Source organism: Rhizobium sp. BR 317 (assembly GCF_047445835.1).
GTDB classification, from domain to species: Bacteria; Pseudomonadota; Alphaproteobacteria; order Rhizobiales; family Rhizobiaceae; genus Rhizobium; species Rhizobium paranaense.
In genome coordinates this window covers 94,674-115,623 of the sequence record NZ_JARWLB010000020.1, presented here as the reverse complement: position 1 = coordinate 115,623, position 20,950 = coordinate 94,674, and the positions used below count along the sequence as shown (strand labels likewise).

Genomic DNA, 20,950 nt, shown 5'->3' with positions numbered 1-20,950 from the left:
GCCACCGCGTCGCGGGATGCTCAATTGGCCTTGTGGCCGGGATCGCCCCGGCCCTCGGCGATCCAGCGTGCACCAAGCACCAGCGCGCCCATGCTGAAATCCTTCCCGTGGGCGGCAACCATCTCTTCCGATAATTTGGCAATTCTCTCGAAAAAGGCGTCCTTGCTCGCGTCTTCAGTCCTGCGTTGCTCTTCTTGCATGTGATCCTCCTGCTATTTGAAGATTTCGTTCGGAAAGGTGATGATGGCGGCGTTGCCCAATGCGTCGCCTGCCGCCAGATAGCGGCCACTTGCCGACCATCGCAGCGCAGTAACGGCGCCGCCGCTATCCCGAATGGTCAGCTCATCAGGCGATCCTATCCCGGCGATCGCAATTCTGCCGTTTGCGTAGCCTGCGGCCACCAGTGTCTTAACCGGATGCGCCGCGACGGTCTCCACCATGACGAAGCCTGCGCGTCCCGTGGCGAGTGCCTTGGCGAGCGTCGTCCCCATAGACCAGCCAGCAATGCGATAGGCTCCGGAAGCAATGACCGTGTTCACCGTCGGACTCCAGTCGATGGATCTGATCGGACCAGGAAATTCGCTGAACGCGATGCTCTCTCCACCGTCTACATCCAGCAGGCAGAGGCCCCCGGTTTGTTGTCCGATGCCGAGCCAGCGACCGTCCGGACTCCATTTCAGCGACTGCGGCTGTGACGAAAGACTAATCTCGCACAGCGGCTTGGAAGCATCGGCGGTGCGCCGGACGCTCAATCGATCCCGGCCGGAAAGGGCGATTAACGCGCCATCGTCCGATATCGACACGAGCCGCGGAGCCAAGTCGCCGAGTTCGACGTCACGGGACGGGGGTGGTTCGCCCGATTGCAGCCGCAGCCGCCTTCTCACGACCACCGCTGTCAGGTCAGTCGCAGGGTTGTGGGCGAAGGCGTCAATCGGCGTCCGGTCGGACAGAACCTTGCTCTCGATCTCGCCGGAGCGCGCGAGGTGGAGAAGTTCGCCGCTGGCAGTCGAAACGAGGAAGCTGTCGCCCCGATAGGCAGATAGGCCATCGCCCTCCTGGATGCGCGTGCTGATCAACGGCGAGGGATTGCCTTGGCGGGGCGAGATCGTCGTTTGGCCGTTGTCAATCGTGATGCGCGATTCCGGCGGTTCGTTGTCGCCGAGGCGGGCAAGGGCGACCGCACCGTCAGCGGAACAGATCGCCAAGGCTGTGTCGTCTCCGTTGAAACAGAGTTGGCGAATCGGCGCCGGGCGCCCCCAATTGCGCGCCAGGAGACTGAAGAGAGTGACGTTGGGGATAGTCTGCTGGTTCATTTCATTCTCCCTTAGCGGCCGCAATCAACACATCCAGGGCGGCAACGTCCCTTTCCGCCGCCGCGATGTCTTCCGCGCAATCGGCCTGTTCCCTGCGGATCGCCGCAGCGCTCTGCTCCTGGTCATGCAATTCCTGCACCAGTTGCTCGTTCGCCGGATCGCGGTCGATTTCGAGTGACAAGCGTTGCATCTCCATTTCAGCTCCGGAGACCGCCTGGGTGAGCTGCAAAGCCTTTGCGGTCAGCACTGAGACAGTGCCGACGAGGTCGACCCGGCGGCGCATGAAATCGAGAGCGGACATCGAAAACCTCCTGAGTATGGCGACGTGTTCAGCGGCGATCGCCATTGCCGGCATCGGGTGCCTTCCAGGCCTCCAGAACAGTTGGAAGGTCCGGAAGCTGTGTTCTGAATTGCTGTTCCGCCATCGAAACATGGCCGCGCAAATGATCCCAGACATCGACGCGGATCAAAGTGTCACCGGTCAACTGCTCCATCTCCTCGACGCGGAATTGCCGGGAAAGCGAGACACCGGAGAAGACAAATTCCCGCAGCATGAGCGCGTGCTTTTCAGCAAAGGCATGAATCATCGGATGGGTTTCGGGTGTCACGCCGACCATGGCCAATTCCCGGAGAATGAACCGCTGGAAGTGGCTTTGCATCAGATGCTGGCTCTCGCCGACAAAGCGCATCGCGAAAATAAGGTCTCGCTGCATGAGCCGCGCGAGCGTCGTGCTGACATCCTCTTCGGTACTCAATCCTTCTGTCGGATGATCGTCGTCTGCCATATCTGTCTTCCGGAATTGAAATGACGTCACTTATATAGGTAAATATTAAAACTGTGTCCAACATTGTTTTTATTGCGTTTAAATCAGACTTTGCTGCGAGTGCTAAGTAAAAATGATGTTACACCTTGTATTTTACAAATGTAAAATATCGTTACAACTTTTATTCTTAGGCGGCTCCGAGATATTGATTTTCAGGCATTTCGAAACTGGCACGGGCCTTGCAGGTTCTATTTCACAAGAAGCCATCGCGCTTGAAGCGACGCCAGAAGAACGAAGGAGTACCGGGAACGCTTGCAACAGTCCTTGCTTGGAGGACTGGGCCATTCTCCCTGAAACCTTTGCCATCATCTACTTGAATGGTCGGTCCCCGGCCGCGCCACGGCGCTGGCTTTCGCCGAACCGTTTCGACTTTCGCTCGCGGTGCTTATGGCGCCGTTTCCAGCCGGCGCCGGGAGGCTCCCGGTTCAAACACAGTGGAGGCTAATGACGATGTCGTCTTTGACGCTTAACAAGATTACTTCGCAGCGCGGCATATCCGTCGGCGAAGCGACGAAGAAGATTTCCGACCTCGGTTGGAACCCGACCTATGTCCAGGAAGCCATGACGTTTCCGACGGACTACAAGATCACCAAGGCGCCGCGCGACCCGATGAAGCAGGTGCTGCGCTCCTATTTCCCGATGCAGGAGGAAAAGGACAACCGTGTCTACGGCGCGCTCGACGCGGCGCTGCGCGGCGACATGTTCCGCAACGTGGAGCCGCGCTGGGTCGAGTGGATGAAGCTATTCCTGGCGATCATTCCGTTCCCGGAAATCTCCGCCGCCCGCTCCATGGCGATGGTTGCCCGCATCGCGCCGGGTGAAGACCTCCGCACCGGCTTCACCATGCAGATGGTCGACGAGTTCCGGCACTCCACAATTCAGATGAACCTGAAGAAGTGGTATATGGAGAACTATATCGATCCGGCCGGCTTCGACATCACGGAAGAGGCCTTCGGCAAATGCTATGCCACGACGATCGGCCGCCAGTTCGGCGAGGGATTCATCACCGGTGATGTGATGACGTCGGCATGCCTCTATCTCACTGTGGTCGCCGAGACCGCGTTCACCAACACGCTGTTCGTCGCCATGCCGTCGGAGGCAGCCCGCAATGGCGACTATGCGCTGCCAACGGTGTTTCTGTCGGTCCAGTCCGACGAAAGCCGACATATCGGGAACGGCCACTCCTTGCTGATGGCGGCGCTTAAGGAGCCCGAGAACCACCTGCTCCTGGAACGCGATCTGCGTTATGCCTTCTGGCAGAACCATGCGATCGTCGATGCCGCCATCGGCACCTTCATCGAATATGGCACCACGAACCGCGACAAGAACAAGGAGTCCTACGCGGAGATGTGGCATCGCTGGATCTTCGAGGACTATTATCGGACCTACATGTTGCCGCTCGAAAAATACGGCATCAAGATCCATCACGACGACGTGCACGAAGCCTGGAACCGCATCACCAAGAAGCACTACGTCCACAAGGTCGCCCAGTTCTTCGCGGTCGGCTGGCCGGTCAACTTCTGGCGCATCGAGGCACAAGGGGAGGCCGATTTCGAATGGTTCGAGCAGAAGTATCCGGGCTGGTATGCGCAATTCGGTGAATTCTGGAAATGGTATGACAAGCTCAGCCGTCCCGGCGAGACCGTCATCACCTTCAATCAGGATGTCGGTTACGTCTATCCGCATCGCTGCTGGAGTTGCCTCGTTCCCTGCCTGATCCGCGAGGACATCGTGGTCGACGAGATCGACGGTCAGCTGCACACCTTTGCTCACGAACTCGACCGCTGGACCGCAGTCGAGGCCTTCGCCGACGAGTACCAGGGCCGTGCGACGCCGGCCATGGGCCGCTTCAGCGGCAAGCGCGAGTGGGAGACGCTCTATCATGGTTGGGATCTGGCGGATGCCATCAAGGATCTCAACTTCGTACGCTCCKACGGCAAGACGCTAATGCCACAGCCGCATCTGCGCTTCGACAACAAGGATATGTGGACGCTAGACGACGTTCGCGGCCACACGCTGCTGTCGCCACTAACGCTGCTGCGGGAAATGTCCCCTGCCGATCGTGAAAAGCACCTCGCCGAATATCGTGCGGGCTTCACCATCAATGCCTGCAACTGAAGCTATGCGAGTGCAGAGGCCGGTATTCCGGCCTCTGCATCACCCTGGAAGAGGCCGCGTCTGATTGGAGGACGCGTGTGGGAATTGGGAGGTTCAAACGAAATGGCTGACGCTCAGAAAGTGCCCGTCGCTGCGCATAAGGTAAGGCTCGAGCCGGTCGGCGTCGAATTTGAGGTCGAGAATGGCGAAACCGTGCTCAACGCCGCGTTCCGCCAAGGTATCGCTCTGCCGCATGGCTGCAAAGAAGGACAATGTTCCGCCTGCAAATGCGTGCTGCTCGACGGCGAGGTCGACATGCTGAAATATTCGACCTTCGCACTCAACGACATGGAAAAGGAATCAGGGCACATCCTGCTCTGCCGGTCGATTGCCTATTCCGACATGGAGGTCGAGCTTCTAAACTACGACGAGGAGGTGCTGTCGAAATCGATCGCGGTCAAGACCTTCCAGGGCCGCATCTCGCATATCGAGAAGCTCACCCACGATATCAGAGGCATTGAAATCGAACTCGCATCCCCGATGAAATTCTGGGCGGGGCAATATGTCGACATCACGGTCACCACGCAAAAAGGGGAGACGATTACACGCTCGTTCTCCATGGCAAATACGCCGAGCGAAACCCAGAAACTCTCTTTCATCATCAAGAAATACCCCGAAGGAAAATTCTCCGGCGAACTCGACGCAGGCGGCATCAGGACCGGAGCTTCCGTCAGCGTGGTCGGACCCTACGGAACCTGCTTCCGACGGGAAGGACGGGATGGACCGCTAGTCCTGGTCGGAGCCGGGTCGGGCATGTCGCCGGTCTGGTCAATTCTCAACGACCATCTMGCAAGCGGTGAACCGCGCCCGGTATATTTCTTCTACGGCGCGCGCACAGAGGATGACCTCTTTCATCTCGACCGCATCGGGGACCTTGTCTCGCGTCACCGCGACGTCACCTTTATCCCGGTCTTGTCGCATGCTCCTGAGGACAGCGGCTGGACAGGGGAGCGCGGCTTCGTCCACCAGAGCGTCGATGCCAAGCTCAAKGAACTCAACATCGACGGCGAGGGTGATGTCTATGCCTGCGGTCCCCCGCCCATGATCGACGCCCTTCAGCCGATCCTGTTCATGAATGGCTTTGAGAGCGAGCGTATCTTCTTCGACAAATTCACAACTTCGTCCGGAGGAGCTCCGGGTCACTAGGGCTGGGGCGAAGAACCGACATCCATCTTGGAACTTCAACAAGGGAGTGAGAACATGCCTGCAGTATCGAGTTCAGTCGGCTCTGGAGCCGCTGGTGCGGCGATCTTCGCCGATTCCGACAGCCGTAAATATCGCTATTTCGAACCCCGAGGCCAGCGGGCCACGCACTATGAGGACGTCACCGTCGACGTCCAGCCCGATCCGGAGCGCTATCTCAAACAGAACTGGATTATCTCCTTCGCCAACGGCAAGGGTGCCTATGTGAAGGACGCGACGGCCGCGCGCAGCTCAAACTGGCACGCCTTCCGAGCGCCCGACCAGGAATGGGAGCGCACCCACTACCAGCGCCAGTCCAAAATCGAGACGATGGTGCAGTCGGTGATCTCCAACGCCCGCCGGGCCGGTGCGCCGAAGACCTTCGACAAGGTCTGGATCAAGATCCTGCAGGCGCATCTGGGAGCGTGGAAGCATGCCGAGTTCGGCATGGGCACGTCGCTGATGCAGGCCCAGCGTTACGGCTACACCCAGATGATCAACAACGCCACGCTAACCAACTCATCCTACAAGCTGCGCCTCGCCCAGGACATCACGCTCTATCTCGCCGAGGTCGGCATGGACATTGCGGGTTGGGACGACGAGCTCGGCAAGAAGCACTGGCTCGAGGATGGCGTCTGGCAAGGCACCCGCGAGGCGATCGAAACGATCATGGGCGCGACCGACTATCTCGAGCAGTATTTCGCGATCAATATCGTGTTCGAGCCGTTGGTCGGTGAACTGTTTCGTTCCGGCTTCCTGATGCAGGCTTCTGCCGCCAATCACGATTTCATCACGCCGCCGGTGATTTCCGCAGCCGAGGCCGATTACGAGCGCAACCTCGCCAACACCATCGACCTCGCCTACCTGCTGGTCAACGACCCGCAGTATGGCGACCACAACAGGCAGCTCTTCCAAAGCTGGGTCTCCAAGCATGCGGCGCTGGCCGAGAAAGCCGCACTCGACCTGCAGCCGATCTGGTCGATGCCGCACTCGAAGCCCGTCGCTTTCACTGACGTCCGCGCACAGTCCGCGGAACGGCTCGCCAGGATTCTCGGCGAACTCGGCCTAAAGCGCTAATCCAAGGAGCAACATCATGTCAGTAGTCGCACGCGACAATTCCAATAACAACATCTTCAAGTCGATGAAGGACATCACCTTCGAGCAGACGATCTCGCACCAGTGTGGGGTCACTATGAACGACTCCGTCGAGGCGCGCGCCATCGCCGAGTTCATGAGCAAGAAGCCAGGTGTCGTCGTCACCTATGCGCCGGCCATGATCCGAATCGACGGCGACGGCAAGCTGATCTTCAAGATGGATGAAATCAGCGACTATCTCGGACGGGAAATGACCGCCGAGATCTTCGAGGTTAATACCTCTACCCACTATGGCCGCATGGTCCGGATCGACGACAATGAAGTGATCCTCTTCGGCAATATGGATGAGGTCTTCGAGTACATCTGAGAGAGGAGGCAACGGCGCGTCTGCTGAGGGCGCGCCGTCTAGGCTGCATCATTCGAGAGGAGGATAACATGTACATTACACCCGAAGGTAAAGAGATTTTCGTCGTCGACGGCCACACCCATTTCTGGGATGGCAGCCCGGAGAACCAGCGCAACATTCACGGCAAGCAATTTGTCGAGTGTTTTTACGCCTATCACACTGCGCTCAGTCCCAAGGAGCAACTCTGGGAGAAGAGCAAGTTCGAGAAATACAGCGCCGACGATCTCTATCGCGACCTGTTCATCGACGGCCCTGATGACGTGGCCATCGTGCAATCGACTTATCTGAAGGACTTTTACAAAAACGGCTTCAACACAGTGGAGAAGAATGCCGAGATGGCCAAGCGCTATCCGGAGCGCTTCATCGTCAACGGCTCCTTCGATCCGCGCGACGGCGAGAAGGCGCTTGAATACATCCACTTCATGAAGGAGACCTACGACATCAAGGGCGTGAAAATGTACACGGCCGAGTGGAACGGCGCCTCGAAGGGATGGAAGCTTAACGATCCAAACGCCTACAAGTGTTTCGAGCTGTGCGAGAAACTCGGAATCAAAAACATCCATGTCCACAAAGGACCGACTATTATACCGCTCAACAAGGACGCATTCGATGTTCACGACGTCGATTATGCGGCAACGGATTTCCAGAACCTCAACTGGATCATCGAGCATTGCGGTCTTCCGCGCCTTGATGATTTCTGCTGGATCGCGGTTCAGGAGACAAACGTCTTTGGCGGCCTTGCCGTGGCTCTACCTTTCATCCATTCGCGGCCGCGCTACTTCGCCGAAGTCATTTCCGAACTGCTGTTCTGGTGCGGCTCCGACAAGATCCTGTTTGGATCGGATTACGCGATCTGGACGCCGCGCTGGCTGGTCGAAAAATTCTGGGCCTTTGAACTGCCCGATGACATCAAGCAGGAGCGCGGTGTCGATCTTACACCGGAGATCAAGGAAAAAATCCTCGGCCTGAACGCGGCGCGCCTCTACGACATCAACATCGAGGCCAAGAAGGTGGCGCTTGCCAACGCTCCCTTCGGCGTCGCGGCGGAGTAGGAACGATGATACCAGACCGCACGAGCGCAGCCCGCCAGATTGAGGAGGTCTGGCGGCGCCTCGAACAGGTGAACGATCCGGAACTGGACGAGCCGATCACTGCGATGGGTTTTGTGGAGCGTGTTGTTCATGCACACGATGGCAGCGTACGTGTCGATTTCCGACTGCCCACCTACTGGTGTTCACCGAACTTTGCTTTCCTGATGCTGGACGGCGTCCGGGAGGCACTTGATTCCCTATCATGGTCGCCCGCTTACCAGGTGACACTGCACGATCATATGTTTGCTGAAGAAGTTAACAAGGGCATCGCTGGGGGAAAGTCGTTTAGTGCTATCTTCGGCGAACTCGCCGGTGACGAGGACCTTGAAAGCCTCCACGCGATATTTCGGGCGAAGGCTTTCAAGCGGCGCCAGGAGGCGGTGCTCCTGGGTTTGCGTCAGAAAGGACTTACGGACACAGAGATTGCCAGGATGGACCTCTCTTCATTTGACGCGTTTTTCTTTGACGACGCCGAGGCGGCCCGGCAAAAGCCGCGCTATCGTCAGGCGCTGCTCGACCGGTGGCCCGACCAGCGACAGGACGATGCTGTCTTTCTTACCTGGGAGGGAGACCGGATAGAGGTGGAATCCCTCGACGCCTATCTGGCCGACCTGCGCAGCGTGCGCATCAACATGGAGTTCAACGGCGCGCTCTGCCGGGGACTGAAGCACACGCGGTACAAGGAGATGAACATCGTCGATGGCGAGCCGACGCTGGTGGACTTCATCGCCGGTCGCGTCCCGGCGCGCACCGATACCACGCATACGTCTTGCAACTGAAAAACGGCCTTCCCCGAAAGAGGCCCCAACCAACAAGCCGCCCGTCAGGCGGAAGGAGGAGTCATGCCCAAACTCATGCTACACAATTCTGATGCTCGCCGGGCGCTGGCGCGCGGCGTCGGCCGCCTTGCAGCCGCCGTCGAGCCGACGCTTGGCCCGAGAGGCATGAATGCCATGATCGACCGGCCCATCGGTACGCCCATGGTGACCCGTGACGGCGTCAGCATCGCGTCCGAGATCGAGCTGTCAGATCGCTTTGAGAACATGGGTGCACAGGTGGTCCGCGAGGTTTCGATGCAGACCAATGAAATCGCGGGCGATGGAACGACGACCGCGATCGTGCTGGCTAATGCGCTGGTGCAAAAGGGGATTGAAGCCAACGAGCGCGGCGCAAAGTCCGTCGATCTCTGCAGAGGTATCGACCTGGCGGTCGACAAGGTCGTAGAGGCGCTGAAAGCCAAGTCGAAGCCAGCAAAGGGCAATGGTGCCCTTGCGGCCGTCGCCAATATTGCTGCGACAGATCCCAAGCTCGGCGCATTGGTCGCGGAGGCCTATGAGCGGGTCGGAACGGAAGGCGTCATCACCACGGATTTCAGCGTCACCACAGAGACGACGCTCGACGTTGTGGAGGGCATGTCCTTCGATCGAGGTTACCTTTCCCATCATATGGTCACTGATCAGGAGAGGATGGAAGCGGTGCTCGAGCAGCCCCTTATTCTCATGACCGATTTGAAGATCAAGGAACCGTCTTCGCTCGACGCCGCCCGTAACATTGCCGACAAGGCTGGTCGACCACTGCTGATCATCGCCGAGGAGATGGCGCCGGAAGTGGTGGTGACACTGCTCGGCAAGAGCGGTCCCGGCAAATATCTCGTCGTGCATCCGCCGGAATATGGTCATTGGCGCAAAGCGATGATGGAGGATCTCGCGATCCTGACTGGCGGTCACGTGATCGCGCGTGATCTCGGCGGGCGCATCGAGGATGTCACCGTCGAGGATCTCGGTTCGGCGGAACGTGTACGCACGAGCGCGGGCCACACCTCCATCGTCCGCGGCGGCGGCGATCATGCTGCCATCATCGCGCGCCGGGCACAGGTCCAGCGCCAGTTCGAGGCAGCCCCGCCCAATATCGAACAAGACAAGCTGCGGGAGCGGCTGGCGAAGCTCTCCGGTGGCACGGCGGTGCTCTATGCTGGCGGTGTAACACCGGTCGAACAGAAGCGCACGATCCAGCTCATCGAGGATTCGCTGCATGCGGTGCGTGCCGCGGCGGAGGAGGGCGTCGTCGCCGGTGGTGGCTCGGCACTGGCGCAGACCGCGCCAGCGCTGGATGAACTGCTCAAGCAGACGAGCGGCGATGTTGCGGAGGGTGTGCGCCTCGTCAAATCAATCCTCACGCGGCCGCTTTGGCGCATTGCAACTAATGCCGGCGCGGACCCGGAAGCGATCATTGCAGAAGTGACTCGTGTGAATAGCGGGCACGGCTACAATGCCTCAACTGGTACCTATCAGAACATGATCGACGCCGGCATCATCGATCCGGTCCGGGTAACGTATACCGCGCTTCGCAATGCGGCGTCGGTGGCCAAGCTCATTCTGACGACCGAGACGCTAATTGGCGATCTCGCCGAAGACGAGGCCGACCCAACCGCGGGTCCTGCGCTTGGTGGCGGCGCGGAGAAACTAGGTCGCCCCTAGTCGAGCCGTCAAAAAGACACCGGCGAAGCATCAGGCGCTTCAAGTGAGAAATCCGCAAACACTAAAGGTCATTTAGATGGACGCAAAGGTAGACAAAGCAGGCAAATGCCCCGTCAATCATTCGGCAACTTCGGGTCAACGGAATCGTGACTGGTGGCCGGATCAACTCGACTTGCAGATGCTTCACCATCATTCCGGTCTTTCCGACCCAATGGGCAAGGACTTCGACTATGCCGAAGAGTTCAAGAAGCTCGATCTCGACGCGCTGAAGCAGGATCTTACCGCGCTGATGACGGATTCGCAGGATTGGTGGCCGGCCGACTTCGGCCATTACGGCGGTCTCTTCATCCGCATGGCCTGGCACAGCGCCGGCACCTACCGCATCACCGACGGGCGCGGTGGCGCCGGCCAGGGACAGCAGCGTTTCGCGCCGCTGAACAGCTGGCCCGACAATGCCAATCTCGACAAGGCTCGCCGGCTGCTCTGGCCGATCAAGCAGAAATACGGCAACCGGATCTCCTGGGCCGACCTTATGATCCTCACCGGCAACGTCGCGCTGGAATCCATGGGCTTCAAGACCTTCGGCTTCGCCGGCGGCCGCGCCGACGTCTGGGAGCCGGAAGAACTCTACTGGGGTCCCGAAGGCACCTGGCTCGGCGACGAGCGCTACAGCGGCGAACGTGAGCTCGCCGAGCCGCTCGGCGCCGTGCAGATGGGCCTCATCTACGTCAACCCGGAAGGTCCGAACGGCAATTCCGATCCGCTGTCTTCGGCCCGCGATATCCGCGAAACCTTCGCCCGCATGGCGATGAACGACGAAGAGACCGTGGCGCTGATCGCCGGCGGCCATACTTTCGGCAAGACGCACGGCGCCGGCGACCCGTCCCTGGTCGGCGTCGAGCCGGAAGGCGGCGCGATCGAGGACCAGGGCCTCGGCTGGAAGAGCTCGTTCGGCACCGGCGTCGGCAAGGACGCCATCACCGCCGGCCTCGAAGTCACCTGGTCGCAGACGCCGACCAAGTGGAGCAACTACTTCTTCGAAAACCTCTTCGCTTTCGAATGGGAGCTGACGACGAGCCCGGCCGGCGCCAAGCAGTGGCAGGCCAAGAACGCCGAAGCCTCCATTCCGGATGCCTATGACGCTTCGAAGAAGCACCTGCCGACCATGCTGACGAGCGACCTCGCGCTGCGCTTCGATCCGATCTACGAGAAGATCTCGCGCCGGTTCCTCGAAAATCCGGCTGAGTTCGCCGACGCTTTCGCCCGCGCCTGGTTCAAGCTGACCCACCGCGACATGGGACCGAAGGTGCGCTACCTCGGCCCGGAAGTTCCGGCCGAAGACCTGATCTGGCAGGACGTGATCCCGGCCGTCGACCATCCGCTCGTCGACGACAAGGACATTGCCGACCTCAAGGCTAAGGTTCTCGCCAGCGGCCTTTCCGTGCAGGAACTGGTCTCGACCGCCTGGGCTTCGGCATCGACCTTCCGCGGCTCCGACAAGCGCGGCGGCGCCAATGGCGCCCGCATTCGCCTTGCTCCGCAGAAGGATTGGGAGGTCAACCAGCCGGCCCAGCTCGCCAAAGTCCTCGCCGTTCTTGAAGGCATCCAGAAGGGCTTCAACGCCGCCCAGACCGGGGCGAAGAAGATCTCGCTCGCCGACCTGATCGTGCTCGCGGGTGCAGCCGGCGTTGAAAAGGCGGCGGCCGCCGGCGGCAATGCCGTCAGCGTGCCCTTCACGCCGGGCCGCATGGATGCTTCCGAAGCCCAGACGGACGCGCATTCCTTCGCAGCGCTAGAACCGCGCATCGACGGCTTCCGCAATTATGTAAACGGCAAGCGCCTGCAGTTCATGAAGCCGGAAGAAGCGCTCGTCGACCGTGCCCAGCTGCTGACCCTGACCGGACCTGAGATGACCGTCCTCGTCGGCGGCCTGCGTGTCCTCAAGGCCGGCCAGCCGGAACACGGCGTCTTCACCGCCCGTCCCGAGACGCTGACGAACGACTTCTTCGTCAACCTGCTCGACATGGCCACGCAGTGGGTTCCGACCGCCGGCAAGGACGGCGTCTATGAAGGCCGCGACCGCAAGACGGGTGCGCCTAAGTGGACCGGCACCCGCGTCGACCTGGTCTTCGGCTCGCACTCGCAGCTGCGCGCCTTCGCCGAAGTCTACGGCCAGGCCGACGCCGAGGAGAAGTTCGTCAACGACTTCGTTGCCGCCTGGAACAAGGTCATGAACGTCGATCGCTTCGATCTCGTTTGACTGATTGGGTTTCGCCCATCCGCAGCTTCGGCTGCAAGCGGGCGAAACCGCAGGCTCGCGGAGATGGCTGAATAGTCAGATGAACCGCGCCCATTCATTGCTTCAGTAAGGGCACCGACATTAGGCGCCTGTTCATGGAAACCAACGGAGGCCGAATTGGCAAGAATGATTCATTCAATGATCCGCGTGCTCGACGAAGCCCGATCCGTCGATTTCTACGGAAAGGTTTTCGGCTTCGACGTCGCGGATCGATTGGATTTTGAGACGTTCACGCTCGTCTATTTGAGCAATGCTGAGGACAACTTTGAACTGGAACTAACGATCAACAAGGGCAGAACCGACCCGTATGTCCTTGGTGATGGATATGGTCATATCGCGGTGTCGGTCGCAGACATTGAGGCGGAACACAGCCGGCTTAGGGATGCCGAAATTGAAGTCGGCAAGATTGTCGATTTCAACAGGGACGGTTACCTGTTGGCCCGCTTCTTCTTCGTCACCGATCCCGACGGCTATCGCATTGAAGTTTTGCAGCGGCATGGCCGTTTCAGGTAGTTCGTGGTCATCCACAGTTAGAGAATGCAGGTGGAATCACGCTTTGGAGCAGATAAAGCGGCTCCCGCGAACGCAACGAGGATTAGACAAAATGATGGGGCCTCCTTTGCGAACCGATCACTTCCCACCTCAAAGCCCCGCAGTGTTACATGAACCTCCTTCTGATCCCGAATTGATCTAGTTTCCGGTAGAGCGTCGGCCGCGAGACACCTAGCCTTTGAGCAACCTTGCTGAGATTGCCCTGTTCGGCCCTTAAGGCGCTTTGGAGAGCTTGGCGCTCCGCATCCTCAAAACTCAAGACCTCAGTGTCCACTGCACCTTCGATATCAGGGGCTGCAGAGAGCTTGGGGGATGAGGTTATATCGGCAGGAAGATCTTCAAGCTCTATGTGCCCCGTGTTTGAGAGCAGTTGAAGCCGTTCAACAAGGTTGCGCAGCTCGCGCACATTTCCCGGCCAGGGATAGGCGAGGAGGGCGTCCAGCGCTTGATTCGAGAATAGCAGCGGCAGACTTCCCCTGCGCTCAGCCAGTTTGTGGTTGAAGTGTTCGATCAGCAGCAGGCTGTCGCTGCCTCGCTCCCGGAGCGGCGGAACGCAGATGGACACCGTGCTGATCCGATAGAAAAGATCCTTGCGGAAACGGCCGTTTGCGACTTCGATCTTGAGATCGCGGTTTGTCGAGGCGACTAGCCTTACATCGACAGGCCGTAGCCGACTTTCGCCCAGCCGGTTGACCGCCCGCTCTTCTAGCACGCGCAGCAGGAAGGGCTGCATGTCCAGAGGCATCTCGCCGATTTCATCGAGGCTAAGCACGCCGCCGCTCGCGAGTTCGAACAAGCCGGGCTTGCCCTCCCGGGAGGCTCCCGTGAACGCGCCGCTGACATGGCCGAACAGCTCGCTGCCGAACAGCTCCTTGGTGACCGCGCCGCAGTTAAGCGCGATGAAGGGGCTGTTTCCCGATTTGCGGCTGGCGGTGTGGATGAGCCGAGCAAAGAGTTCCTTTCCGACCCCCGTTTCTCCTTCGATAAGGACCGATGTGACATCGTTCGTTTCGCCGATCTTGCAGGCGATATCGACGGCCGCGCGCAGGGCTTCACTTTGCCCAACGATCAGCGCACGTTCATCCTTCAACCGCTGGGATGCAGGCTTGTTTCCAATCTGCACCGTTCTCCCACTGTCGGTCTTGGGAAAAACAAATGCCGCGCCGCGGACGTCGCCATCCAATTCGAGCGGGCAAATATGGCAGGATTGCATGTCATCGGGCAGCGTGCTCGCAAGGCTGTCGAGATAACCGGTGCTGCTCAGCTCCGGCAATTGACAGTGCCCTGAACCTCTACGAGCCAATTCCCCAAACCGCTTTCTTTCCGCGTCCGGCACATTACTGCTGTAGATGGCGCGGCCATGGCGATCTATGATCATCACGCCATCGTTCGAACGATACCGGCTCGCCGATGCGATGAAGGCTTCGAGCAACCGCGTCCGTTCTTCATTCTGCGAATCCGCGAGCGCCTGCTCGATTTCCCGCGCGGCGGCCGTGACCAGTGCGATATTGTGCGGCCGGAAAATATCGGGGGAACCCGACAAATCGACAACCCCGATGACCTTACCATCGTAAGGATCGTGGATCGGCGCGCCAGCGCAAGTCCAGGCCTTTATGCCGGCGCAAAAATGTTCKGCAGCGTGGACGAACACCGGCTCGCCAGTCCAAAGGGCCGTCCCGATACCGTTGGTTMCGACGACGTCTTCGGTCCATTTGCCGCCAACCCCGAGATGAATGTCCATCCCGTCGAAGATTGTCTTCTCATCGCCAATGACGTCGATCAGGACGCCGTCGCTGTCTGCAAGCATGAGCATGGCGCCCGTGCCGCCCAGCAGCCTGCCGATCGCGCCGAAGGGGCGGGCTGCGGCGACCAGCAGCTCCTGCCTGCTCCTTGCAAGGGCTTCTATCGCATCTTTGTCAGTCTCAATTGGCGCCTCGTTGCGCTGTGCGTCGATACCGCCCTTGGCACACCGCTGCCAGGAGTCGTTGATTGTCGAGCGCACCGGCAGCGAAGACCGGCTCGGATGGCTGCTGCCCCCCACAAGCGATTCCCAAGCGCGCATCGTGACACGCTCGTCATAGGAGGACGCCAACATCGCATCACCAGCCAAAGACCGGCCAGCCGCCTGAGGGCGGGATTTTGCTGAAGGTCGTGGCGTGTACATCTCTCGGCTCATACGGCTGTTCACATTCCACATTCGGGGGAACTTTACGCCAAAATGGCGCAGAAGACGAAGGCGTGCGCCACGCCTCAGGTCTCGGGAGGAATGTCGAGCCGCCGGCCGATGTCAGCCGCCAAGTCCGCGGTGCCATAGGCGGGTCCTACCAGAACACCGTTCACATCCGACAGCGCGTCCGTCATTGCGTCGTCGAGCGGTGCAATAAAACCATTGGCCTTTGTCGCCAAAGCAAAAACCTTCATACCATTGCGGTCGCGAATATCCCCGAAATGTTGCAACTGCCGCCCGGTGCCGACATCGACGGCGATTACGCGGCCGTTGGTCGTGACCCGGATCTTCGGTTCCACCGCGTGAACCGGTGCCGCGCCCCCTATATGGATGATGAGACCTTCCGGTTGCGGGGCTGTCGTTGGTTTTTTTGATTCCGAGTAACGGCCGCCGCTGATTTGATCCGCGAGTTTTGTAATGACTCCGCGGTTCCGTTCTATCAAACGTCGGATCTCCGCGTCCTCCCGACGCGGCCCGTCCCGCTTCGAAAATATCTCCATCGTGAACCCTCCCAGATTCAGTCAAAGCCTATTTTTGCACTCGGTCCTAAATAAAGGTACCACGTTTTCACGTTGCCGCCAGAGGCAATATAAGGCATTCAAAATGCGATCGGTGGTATCCGGCTGCAGCAAAACCGCATTCGAGCTGTCCATTGCTGCAAATCGTTAATCCTACGAGCGGTCCTGAGCTGGATTGGATGAGAGATTTATCGCCTACTCGCTTCGGCGAACGATACAGAATATCGGCAACGACTTTTGTAGTCCGATTTTGCGTCATCAGCTAGCAAAGTAGTTAAGATCGGGCATCCGGACAGACCCCCCCATCTTCGGCGAGACGAGCCGCTGCCGGCAGAGGGGCACGCGCCCATGTAAACAGCCTAGTGTCGGAGACGACGTTTCGGTAAACTCACCGGCATGAAAACCGGGAGGTGGGATCAGTGGCCCGATACCCGCTCTCAACGTTCATCTCCGCTGGGAAACGAACCTTTCGTGCCCGACACGCAGCAACACGTCGGCTTTTCACTTTCGACAGCAGACCGCAATGGATTTGGCAAACCCCGGTCATGTCCCGGCGCAGGCAATAACCGGAATGCGCCGTCTGGAGCCTCCGCGAGATTATTACCCTGATGCCGGCCCGCATTGCCATCATACTCAATTCACCTGAAGTTCAGATCTTAAAGCGGCAAATCTTTCGGCGAGGTACCAATTCAGGGGTTTCTCACATTCTTCGTCAACCCACGCGTCGAAGGAAAGGCGCATCGCGCCGACTGCCGTCAAAGCGACGTACCTCAACCCGACGGCGCGGGCCGCGTCCGGCCAAAGCGCAGACAAAGCATCGAATGCTGCGCGTTCCATTTCGATGAATTTGGCCTGATTGCCCGCGATCAGTTGCTCCTCCGACATCACGATCCGACCGATCATGATGGCCGTTTCGGGTTTCATCTTTCGTGCGAGCGAGGACAGCGCGGTTTCAACTGTCTCAAAGGGGGAGACGGCCGTGCCGAGCCCCCTGATCTCGTTCCCAAGTTCATCCGGCACCATACCTTGCCAGGCCAGAATGATCTCTTCCTTGGATCGAAAATAATGAAAGAACGTCCTGCGTGCGATTCCGGATTCGTCGGCTATGGCATCAAGGGTTGTTGCGGCGTATCCGCGCTCCGTGAAAAGCCGAAGACCGGTTTCCATAATCTTTTCATGCCTTTCACGGCGTTTTGTTTCGCGAAGTCCCATGTCTGATCTCACCTCTTGGATTGAGGGAGTTTATCGCACGAAAGAATCCTCTTGTAAATTTGCACCGGGTGCACTATGCCTAATTGCACCGGGTGCATATTTGGGGGCTGCAGTGAGAGCGATCAGGATCAACGACTTAAAAAACGAGCCGCGACTTGACGAAGTCCCTCTTCCGGTCGTTGGTCGCGGCGACGTGCTGATCCATGTGGAAGCGGCTTCACTCAACCCGCAGGACGTTCCTATAGCCACAGGATTTGACGGCAATTGCTTTGACATCAGGCTTCCGCACACACCCAGGTCGTTGTCGTCCTTCAATGAGATATCCGACGCGCCGCGACCTGGTCTCGAGAATCTTGCCTGACGGCGCCGGCGCCGGCGCTGCACATCGCAACCGGCTCCCATTCGCAGCCGCTACCTTCCACCACAAAGAGACCATGTGCCCCGTGACCGGGTGGCTAACCTGAATACCAGAATAACCGCATTCGGTTCGAACGCTGAAGATGCGACCGCCATGTTACAATCGAAACGAAAGGAAAATTGATGCAACATTCCAGATTTAACCTGCCTGGCACTTCTATCCAACTGTCGCGGCTTGGCTATGGCACCATGCAACTGCCCGGTCCTCATGTATGGGGTCCGCCGCGTGACAGAGACGCTGCACTTGCCGTTTTGCGGGAGGCGGTGAACCTCGGCGCCAACCACATCGATACGGCCGAGTTCTATGGCCCCCGAGTGGCCAATGAACTGATCCGGGAGGCCCTGTTCCCCTATCCCGAAGATCTCTTCATCGCTACAAAAGTGGGGTTCGAGAGAGGTAATGATGGCTCGTGGTTCCCCGATCTGAGCAGAGATGCGCTCGAGGGAGCGGTCTATCAGAACCTGGAGACCCTTGGCGTGGACGTTCTGGACCTGGTAAACCTGAGGGTCGGAGGCGCTACAGGTCCCGCAGAAGGTTCGATCAGCGAGCCATTGTCGGTTTTGGCTGGACTGCAGTCAAAAGGCCTGATCAAACACATTGGCCTCAGCAACGTCTCCCAGGTCCAGTTCGAAGAAGCACGTTCTGTCACATCCATCGTCTGCGTCCAGAACCAGTACAATCTCGTGCATAGAAATGACGATGATTTTATCAATGAGTTGAGCCGCCAGGGCGTAGCTTACGTCCCCTTCTTCCCTCTGGGCGGGTTTACGCCGGTTCAGTCAGCATCACTTTCCCAAGTAGCGTCGTCACTCGGCGCGACAGAGAAACAGGTCGCTCTTGCATGGCTTCTGCAGCGCGCGCCCAATATTCTGGTGATCGCAGGTACGTCGTCAGTCCAGCACCTCAGGGAGAATTTTGCTGCCGGAGCGTTGGTTTTGTTGCCAGAGCATTTGTCGACCCTCGACAACATTGCATCCCAGGGAAAGGCAGCGTGAACTGAATGAGCGCGCCTCACAACAACCACGGGACCGCCGATATTGCTGACGAACTCGCTATCAGGGACCTGGTTGCCCGCTTTTCCGACGCGTGCATCCGCGGTGATATCGAACAGTTCACAGAAACCTGGATGGCGGAGGGGAGGTGGCTTATCGGGCAGCCTTTCGAAGCAAAATGCGAAGGAATCGATTCCATCCTCAGTCATCTGCATTTCCTGCGTGACGGGCTGATTTTTTTCACCCAACTTGTCACTCATGGTGTGCTCGACGTGAAAGGAGATCGGGCGACGATCCGGTCGCCTGTCTGGGAAATGGCATCGGGGCCCGCTGATCATTTCTATAACAACCTCGGCCTATACCATGATGTCGTTGTTAAAACCGATGGCAAATGGCGTTTCCTGGAGCGACGGTACGAGTACATCTGGTTAAGCACCGACCCCTTTCCCGGCGTCGCTATCCCGCGCCAGTCATAAAGCAAAAATCGGGACACGCCTGATAACCGGACGCGACGCTGTCGTGTCCGGGGACCCTTATGGGGATTGACGCCGAATGTTGCAGTTTGGGCGTGATGTATCACAATTCAAAGGTTTCTTATGAAAATTGGTTCCCCCAAAGAAATTCGCGCTGGCGAGGCGCGCGTCGGCATGACGCCCGACAGCGCGCTAGGTTTGCAGAAACTCGGATATGATTGCATTCTTGAAACCGGTGCAGGTAAGGCGGCCGGTTTTTCCGACGACGCCTATCGCGCAGCCGGTGTGACGATCGTCGACAGCGCCGATGCGCTTTACGCCGGATCCGACATCATCGCCAAGGTTCGCCCGCCGGAAACATCGGAGACTGATCGCCTGTCTTCGGACAAGACGCTGATCTCGTTCTTCTATCCCGCCCAGAACAAGGACCTTCTGGAGCAGGCCAGGGAAAAGGGCGCCAACGTCATCGCCATGGACATGGTGCCGCGTATCTCCCGCGCCCAGAAGATGGACGCCCTGTCTTCCATGGCCAATATCGCCGGTTATCGCGCGGTKATCGAGGCCGGCAATAATTTCGGCCGCTTCTTCACGGGTCAGGTCACCGCCGCCGGCAAGGTGCCCCCCGCCAAGGTTCTGGTGATCGGTGCCGGCGTTGCCGGTCTTGCCGCCATCGGCACGGCCACCTCGCTCGGAGCCGTCACCTATGCCTTCGACGTTCGCCCGGAAGTAGCCGAACAGATCGAATCCATGGGCGCTGAGTTCGTCTATCTCGATTTCGCCGACCAGCAGCAGGATGGCGCAGCCACCGGCGGTTATGCCGCCCCCTCCTCGCCGGAATTCCGCGAGAAGCAGCTGGAAAAATTCCGCGAACTCGCGCCTGAAATCGATGTCGTCGTCACCACGGCGCTGATCCCCGGCCGCGACGCCCCGAAACTCTGGCTCGCCGACATGGTAGCGACCATGAAGCCGGGTTCGGTCATCGTCGACCTCGCCGCCGAGCGCGGCGGCAATTGCGATCTGACGGTTCCCGATCAGCGCATCGTGTCCGACAATGGCGTCATCGTCATCGGCTACACGGATTTTCCGAGCCGCATGGCGACGCAGTCTTCGACGCTTTACGCCACCAACATCCGCCACATGATGACCGACCTGACGCCCGGAAAGAACGGCAAGCCGGTTCACAATATGGAAGACGACGTCATCCGCGGCGCGACCGTCACCTATCAGGGCGGGATAACATTCCCGCCGCCTCCGCCGAAGATCCAGGCGATTGCCGCCCAGAAGCCGAAGGAAAAAGCAAAAGAGCTGACGCCTGAGGAAAAGCACGCCAAGGAAAAGGCCGAGTTCAAGGCGCAGACCAAGAACCAGGTCGGGCTTTTGGTTGTCGGCACGGCCATCCTGCTGCTCGTCGGCCTTTATGCGCCAGCAAGCTTCATGAGCCACTTCATCGTTTTCGTGCTTGCCTGCTTCGTCGGTTTCCAGGTCATCTGGAATGTCAGTCACTCGCTGCACACGCCGCTGATGGCCGTCACCAATGCGATTTCCGGCATCGTCATCATCGGCGCGCTGCTGCAGATCGGCTCCGGCAACTGGCTGGTGGTGATCCTGGCCTCGCTTTCCGTCCTGATCGCGACGATCAACATCGTCGGCGGTTTCCTCGTGACACGGCGCATGCTCGCCATGTTCCAGAAGTCGTAAGCCAAGCGGGGATCTG

At 59.0% G+C, this 20,950-nt stretch carries 19 protein-coding genes; 12 read left to right on the top strand and 7 right to left on the bottom strand.

Annotated elements, in window-relative coordinates; translation table 11 throughout:
* Nucleotides 1-20 precede the first annotated feature (20 nt).
* Genes QD357_RS25715 through QD357_RS25700 form a run of 4 tightly spaced genes read right to left on the bottom strand, consistent with a single transcriptional unit; the run spans nt 21 to nt 2,098 of the window.
* Entirely contained in the window at nt 21-200 is a 180-nt protein-coding gene (locus QD357_RS25715) for a hypothetical protein (protein ID WP_183940748.1), read from the bottom strand.
* 12 nt (nt 201-212) lie between these two features.
* Nucleotides 213-1,313: a WD40 repeat domain-containing protein gene (locus tag QD357_RS25710; RefSeq protein ID WP_414125316.1), complete on the bottom strand. Its 1,101-nt coding sequence runs from the start codon at nt 1,311-1,313 to the stop codon at nt 213-215.
* A gap of 1 nt (nt 1,314) precedes the next feature.
* Nucleotides 1,315-1,668 carry a hypothetical protein gene (locus tag QD357_RS25705; protein ID WP_183940743.1) on the bottom strand — a complete coding sequence of 118 codons (354 nt, stop codon included), beginning with the start codon at nt 1,666-1,668 and terminating at the stop codon, nt 1,315-1,317.
* Nucleotides 1,643-2,098 carry a hypothetical protein gene (locus tag QD357_RS25700; protein WP_183940741.1) on the bottom strand — a complete coding sequence of 152 codons (456 nt, stop codon included), beginning with the start codon at nt 2,096-2,098 and terminating at the stop codon, nt 1,643-1,645. The genes QD357_RS25705 and QD357_RS25700 overlap by 26 nt, the downstream gene beginning before the upstream one ends.
* 483 nt (nt 2,099-2,581) lie before the next feature.
* On the opposite strand from QD357_RS25700, the gene QD357_RS25695 reads away from it, so the two are divergent.
* The 9 genes from QD357_RS25695 (at nt 2,582) to QD357_RS25655 (ending at nt 13,357) form a co-directional block, all read left to right on the top strand.
* A complete protein-coding gene (locus QD357_RS25695) occupies nt 2,582-4,255 on the top strand; it encodes an aromatic/alkene/methane monooxygenase hydroxylase/oxygenase subunit alpha (RefSeq protein ID WP_414125315.1) in 1,674 nt (557 codons plus the stop codon).
* Nucleotides 4,256-4,357: 102 nt separating this feature from the next.
* Nucleotides 4,358-5,440, top strand: coding sequence for an NADH:ubiquinone reductase (Na(+)-transporting) subunit F (locus tag QD357_RS25690; RefSeq protein ID WP_414125314.1), 1,083 nt, complete (start codon nt 4,358-4,360; stop codon nt 5,438-5,440).
* Between the two features lie 54 nt (nt 5,441-5,494).
* Nucleotides 5,495-6,553, top strand: a complete 1,059-nt coding sequence (locus tag QD357_RS25685; protein ID WP_414125313.1) for an aromatic/alkene monooxygenase hydroxylase subunit beta — start codon at nt 5,495-5,497, stop codon at nt 6,551-6,553.
* 16 nt (nt 6,554-6,569) lie between these two features.
* Nucleotides 6,570-6,938: an MmoB/DmpM family protein gene (locus QD357_RS25680; RefSeq protein ID WP_183940733.1), complete on the top strand. Its 369-nt coding sequence runs from the start codon at nt 6,570-6,572 to the stop codon at nt 6,936-6,938.
* A 68-nt stretch (nt 6,939-7,006) separates the two neighbouring features.
* Nucleotides 7,007-8,029, top strand: a complete 1,023-nt coding sequence (locus QD357_RS25675; protein WP_183940731.1) for an amidohydrolase family protein — start codon at nt 7,007-7,009, stop codon at nt 8,027-8,029.
* Nucleotides 8,030-8,034: 5 nt separating this feature from the next.
* On the top strand, nt 8,035-8,847 hold the full coding sequence (locus QD357_RS25670) for an iron-sulfur cluster assembly protein (RefSeq protein WP_414125312.1): 813 nt from the start codon (nt 8,035-8,037) through the stop codon (nt 8,845-8,847).
* 63 nt (nt 8,848-8,910) lie between these two features.
* Nucleotides 8,911-10,545, top strand: a complete 1,635-nt coding sequence (locus tag QD357_RS25665; RefSeq protein WP_183940727.1) for a molecular chaperone GroEL — start codon at nt 8,911-8,913, stop codon at nt 10,543-10,545.
* Nucleotides 10,546-10,621: 76 nt separating this feature from the next.
* A complete protein-coding gene (katG, locus tag QD357_RS25660; RefSeq protein WP_414125311.1) occupies nt 10,622-12,805 on the top strand; it encodes a catalase/peroxidase HPI in 2,184 nt (727 codons plus the stop codon).
* 156 nt (nt 12,806-12,961) lie between these two features.
* Complete coding sequence (locus QD357_RS25655) at nt 12,962-13,357, top strand: VOC family protein (RefSeq protein WP_183940723.1); 396 nt, start codon at nt 12,962-12,964, stop codon at nt 13,355-13,357.
* A gap of 145 nt (nt 13,358-13,502) precedes the next feature.
* Here QD357_RS25655 and QD357_RS25650 read toward each other — a convergent pair whose 3' ends face one another.
* From QD357_RS25650 to QD357_RS25640, 3 genes are all read right to left on the bottom strand, one after another.
* On the bottom strand, nt 13,503-15,458 hold the full coding sequence (locus tag QD357_RS25650) for a sigma-54-dependent Fis family transcriptional regulator (RefSeq protein WP_414125321.1): 1,956 nt from the start codon (nt 15,456-15,458) through the stop codon (nt 13,503-13,505).
* Between the two features lie 188 nt (nt 15,459-15,646).
* Complete coding sequence (locus QD357_RS25645; protein ID WP_183940721.1) at nt 15,647-16,123, bottom strand: hypothetical protein; 477 nt, start codon at nt 16,121-16,123, stop codon at nt 15,647-15,649.
* Nucleotides 16,124-16,774: 651 nt separating this feature from the next.
* A complete protein-coding gene (locus tag QD357_RS25640; protein WP_183940719.1) occupies nt 16,775-17,353 on the bottom strand; it encodes a TetR/AcrR family transcriptional regulator in 579 nt (192 codons plus the stop codon).
* 540 nt (nt 17,354-17,893) lie between these two features.
* Here QD357_RS25640 and QD357_RS25635 point away from each other — a divergent pair.
* The 3 genes from QD357_RS25635 to QD357_RS25625 all read left to right on the top strand — a co-directional run bounded on the left by QD357_RS25635 (nt 17,894) and on the right by QD357_RS25625 (nt 20,934).
* Nucleotides 17,894-18,766, top strand: coding sequence for an oxidoreductase (locus QD357_RS25635; RefSeq protein WP_183940717.1), 873 nt, complete (start codon nt 17,894-17,896; stop codon nt 18,764-18,766).
* A 5-nt stretch (nt 18,767-18,771) separates the two neighbouring features.
* Nucleotides 18,772-19,239: a nuclear transport factor 2 family protein gene (locus tag QD357_RS25630; protein ID WP_183940716.1), complete on the top strand. Its 468-nt coding sequence runs from the start codon at nt 18,772-18,774 to the stop codon at nt 19,237-19,239.
* Nucleotides 19,240-19,359: 120 nt separating this feature from the next.
* Nucleotides 19,360-20,934: a Re/Si-specific NAD(P)(+) transhydrogenase subunit alpha gene (locus QD357_RS25625; protein WP_183940714.1), complete on the top strand. Its 1,575-nt coding sequence runs from the start codon at nt 19,360-19,362 to the stop codon at nt 20,932-20,934.
* Nucleotides 20,935-20,950 lie beyond the last annotated feature (16 nt).

Excerpts from the sequence above, each read along its gene's own strand:
- QD357_RS25665 (WP_183940727.1), top strand. The coding sequence starts at position 8,911 with ATGCCCAAACTCATGCTACACAATTCTGATGCTCGCCGGGCGCTGGCG.
- QD357_RS25685 (WP_414125313.1), top strand. The coding sequence starts at position 5,495 with ATGCCTGCAGTATCGAGTTCAGTCGGCTCTGGAGCCGCTGGTGCGGCG.
- QD357_RS25675 (WP_183940731.1), top strand. The coding sequence starts at position 7,007 with ATGTACATTACACCCGAAGGTAAAGAGATTTTCGTCGTCGACGGCCAC.
- QD357_RS25635 (WP_183940717.1), top strand. The coding sequence starts at position 17,894 with ATGCAACATTCCAGATTTAACCTGCCTGGCACTTCTATCCAACTGTCG.
- QD357_RS25700 (WP_183940741.1), bottom strand. The coding sequence starts at position 2,098 with ATGGCAGACGACGATCATCCGACAGAAGGATTGAGTACCGAAGAGGAT.
- QD357_RS25705 (WP_183940743.1), bottom strand. The coding sequence starts at position 1,668 with ATGCCGGCAATGGCGATCGCCGCTGAACACGTCGCCATACTCAGGAGG.
- QD357_RS25670 (WP_414125312.1), top strand. The coding sequence starts at position 8,035 with ATGATACCAGACCGCACGAGCGCAGCCCGCCAGATTGAGGAGGTCTGG.
- QD357_RS25630 (WP_183940716.1), top strand. The coding sequence starts at position 18,772 with ATGAGCGCGCCTCACAACAACCACGGGACCGCCGATATTGCTGACGAA.
- QD357_RS25715 (WP_183940748.1), bottom strand. The coding sequence starts at position 200 with ATGCAAGAAGAGCAACGCAGGACTGAAGACGCGAGCAAGGACGCCTTT.
- QD357_RS25645 (WP_183940721.1), bottom strand. The coding sequence starts at position 16,123 with ATGGAGATATTTTCGAAGCGGGACGGGCCGCGTCGGGAGGACGCGGAG.
- QD357_RS25710 (WP_414125316.1), bottom strand. The coding sequence starts at position 1,313 with ATGAACCAGCAGACTATCCCCAACGTCACTCTCTTCAGTCTCCTGGCG.
- QD357_RS25680 (WP_183940733.1), top strand. The coding sequence starts at position 6,570 with ATGTCAGTAGTCGCACGCGACAATTCCAATAACAACATCTTCAAGTCG.
- QD357_RS25640 (WP_183940719.1), bottom strand. The coding sequence starts at position 17,353 with ATGGGACTTCGCGAAACAAAACGCCGTGAAAGGCATGAAAAGATTATG.
- katG (WP_414125311.1), top strand. The coding sequence starts at position 10,622 with ATGGACGCAAAGGTAGACAAAGCAGGCAAATGCCCCGTCAATCATTCG.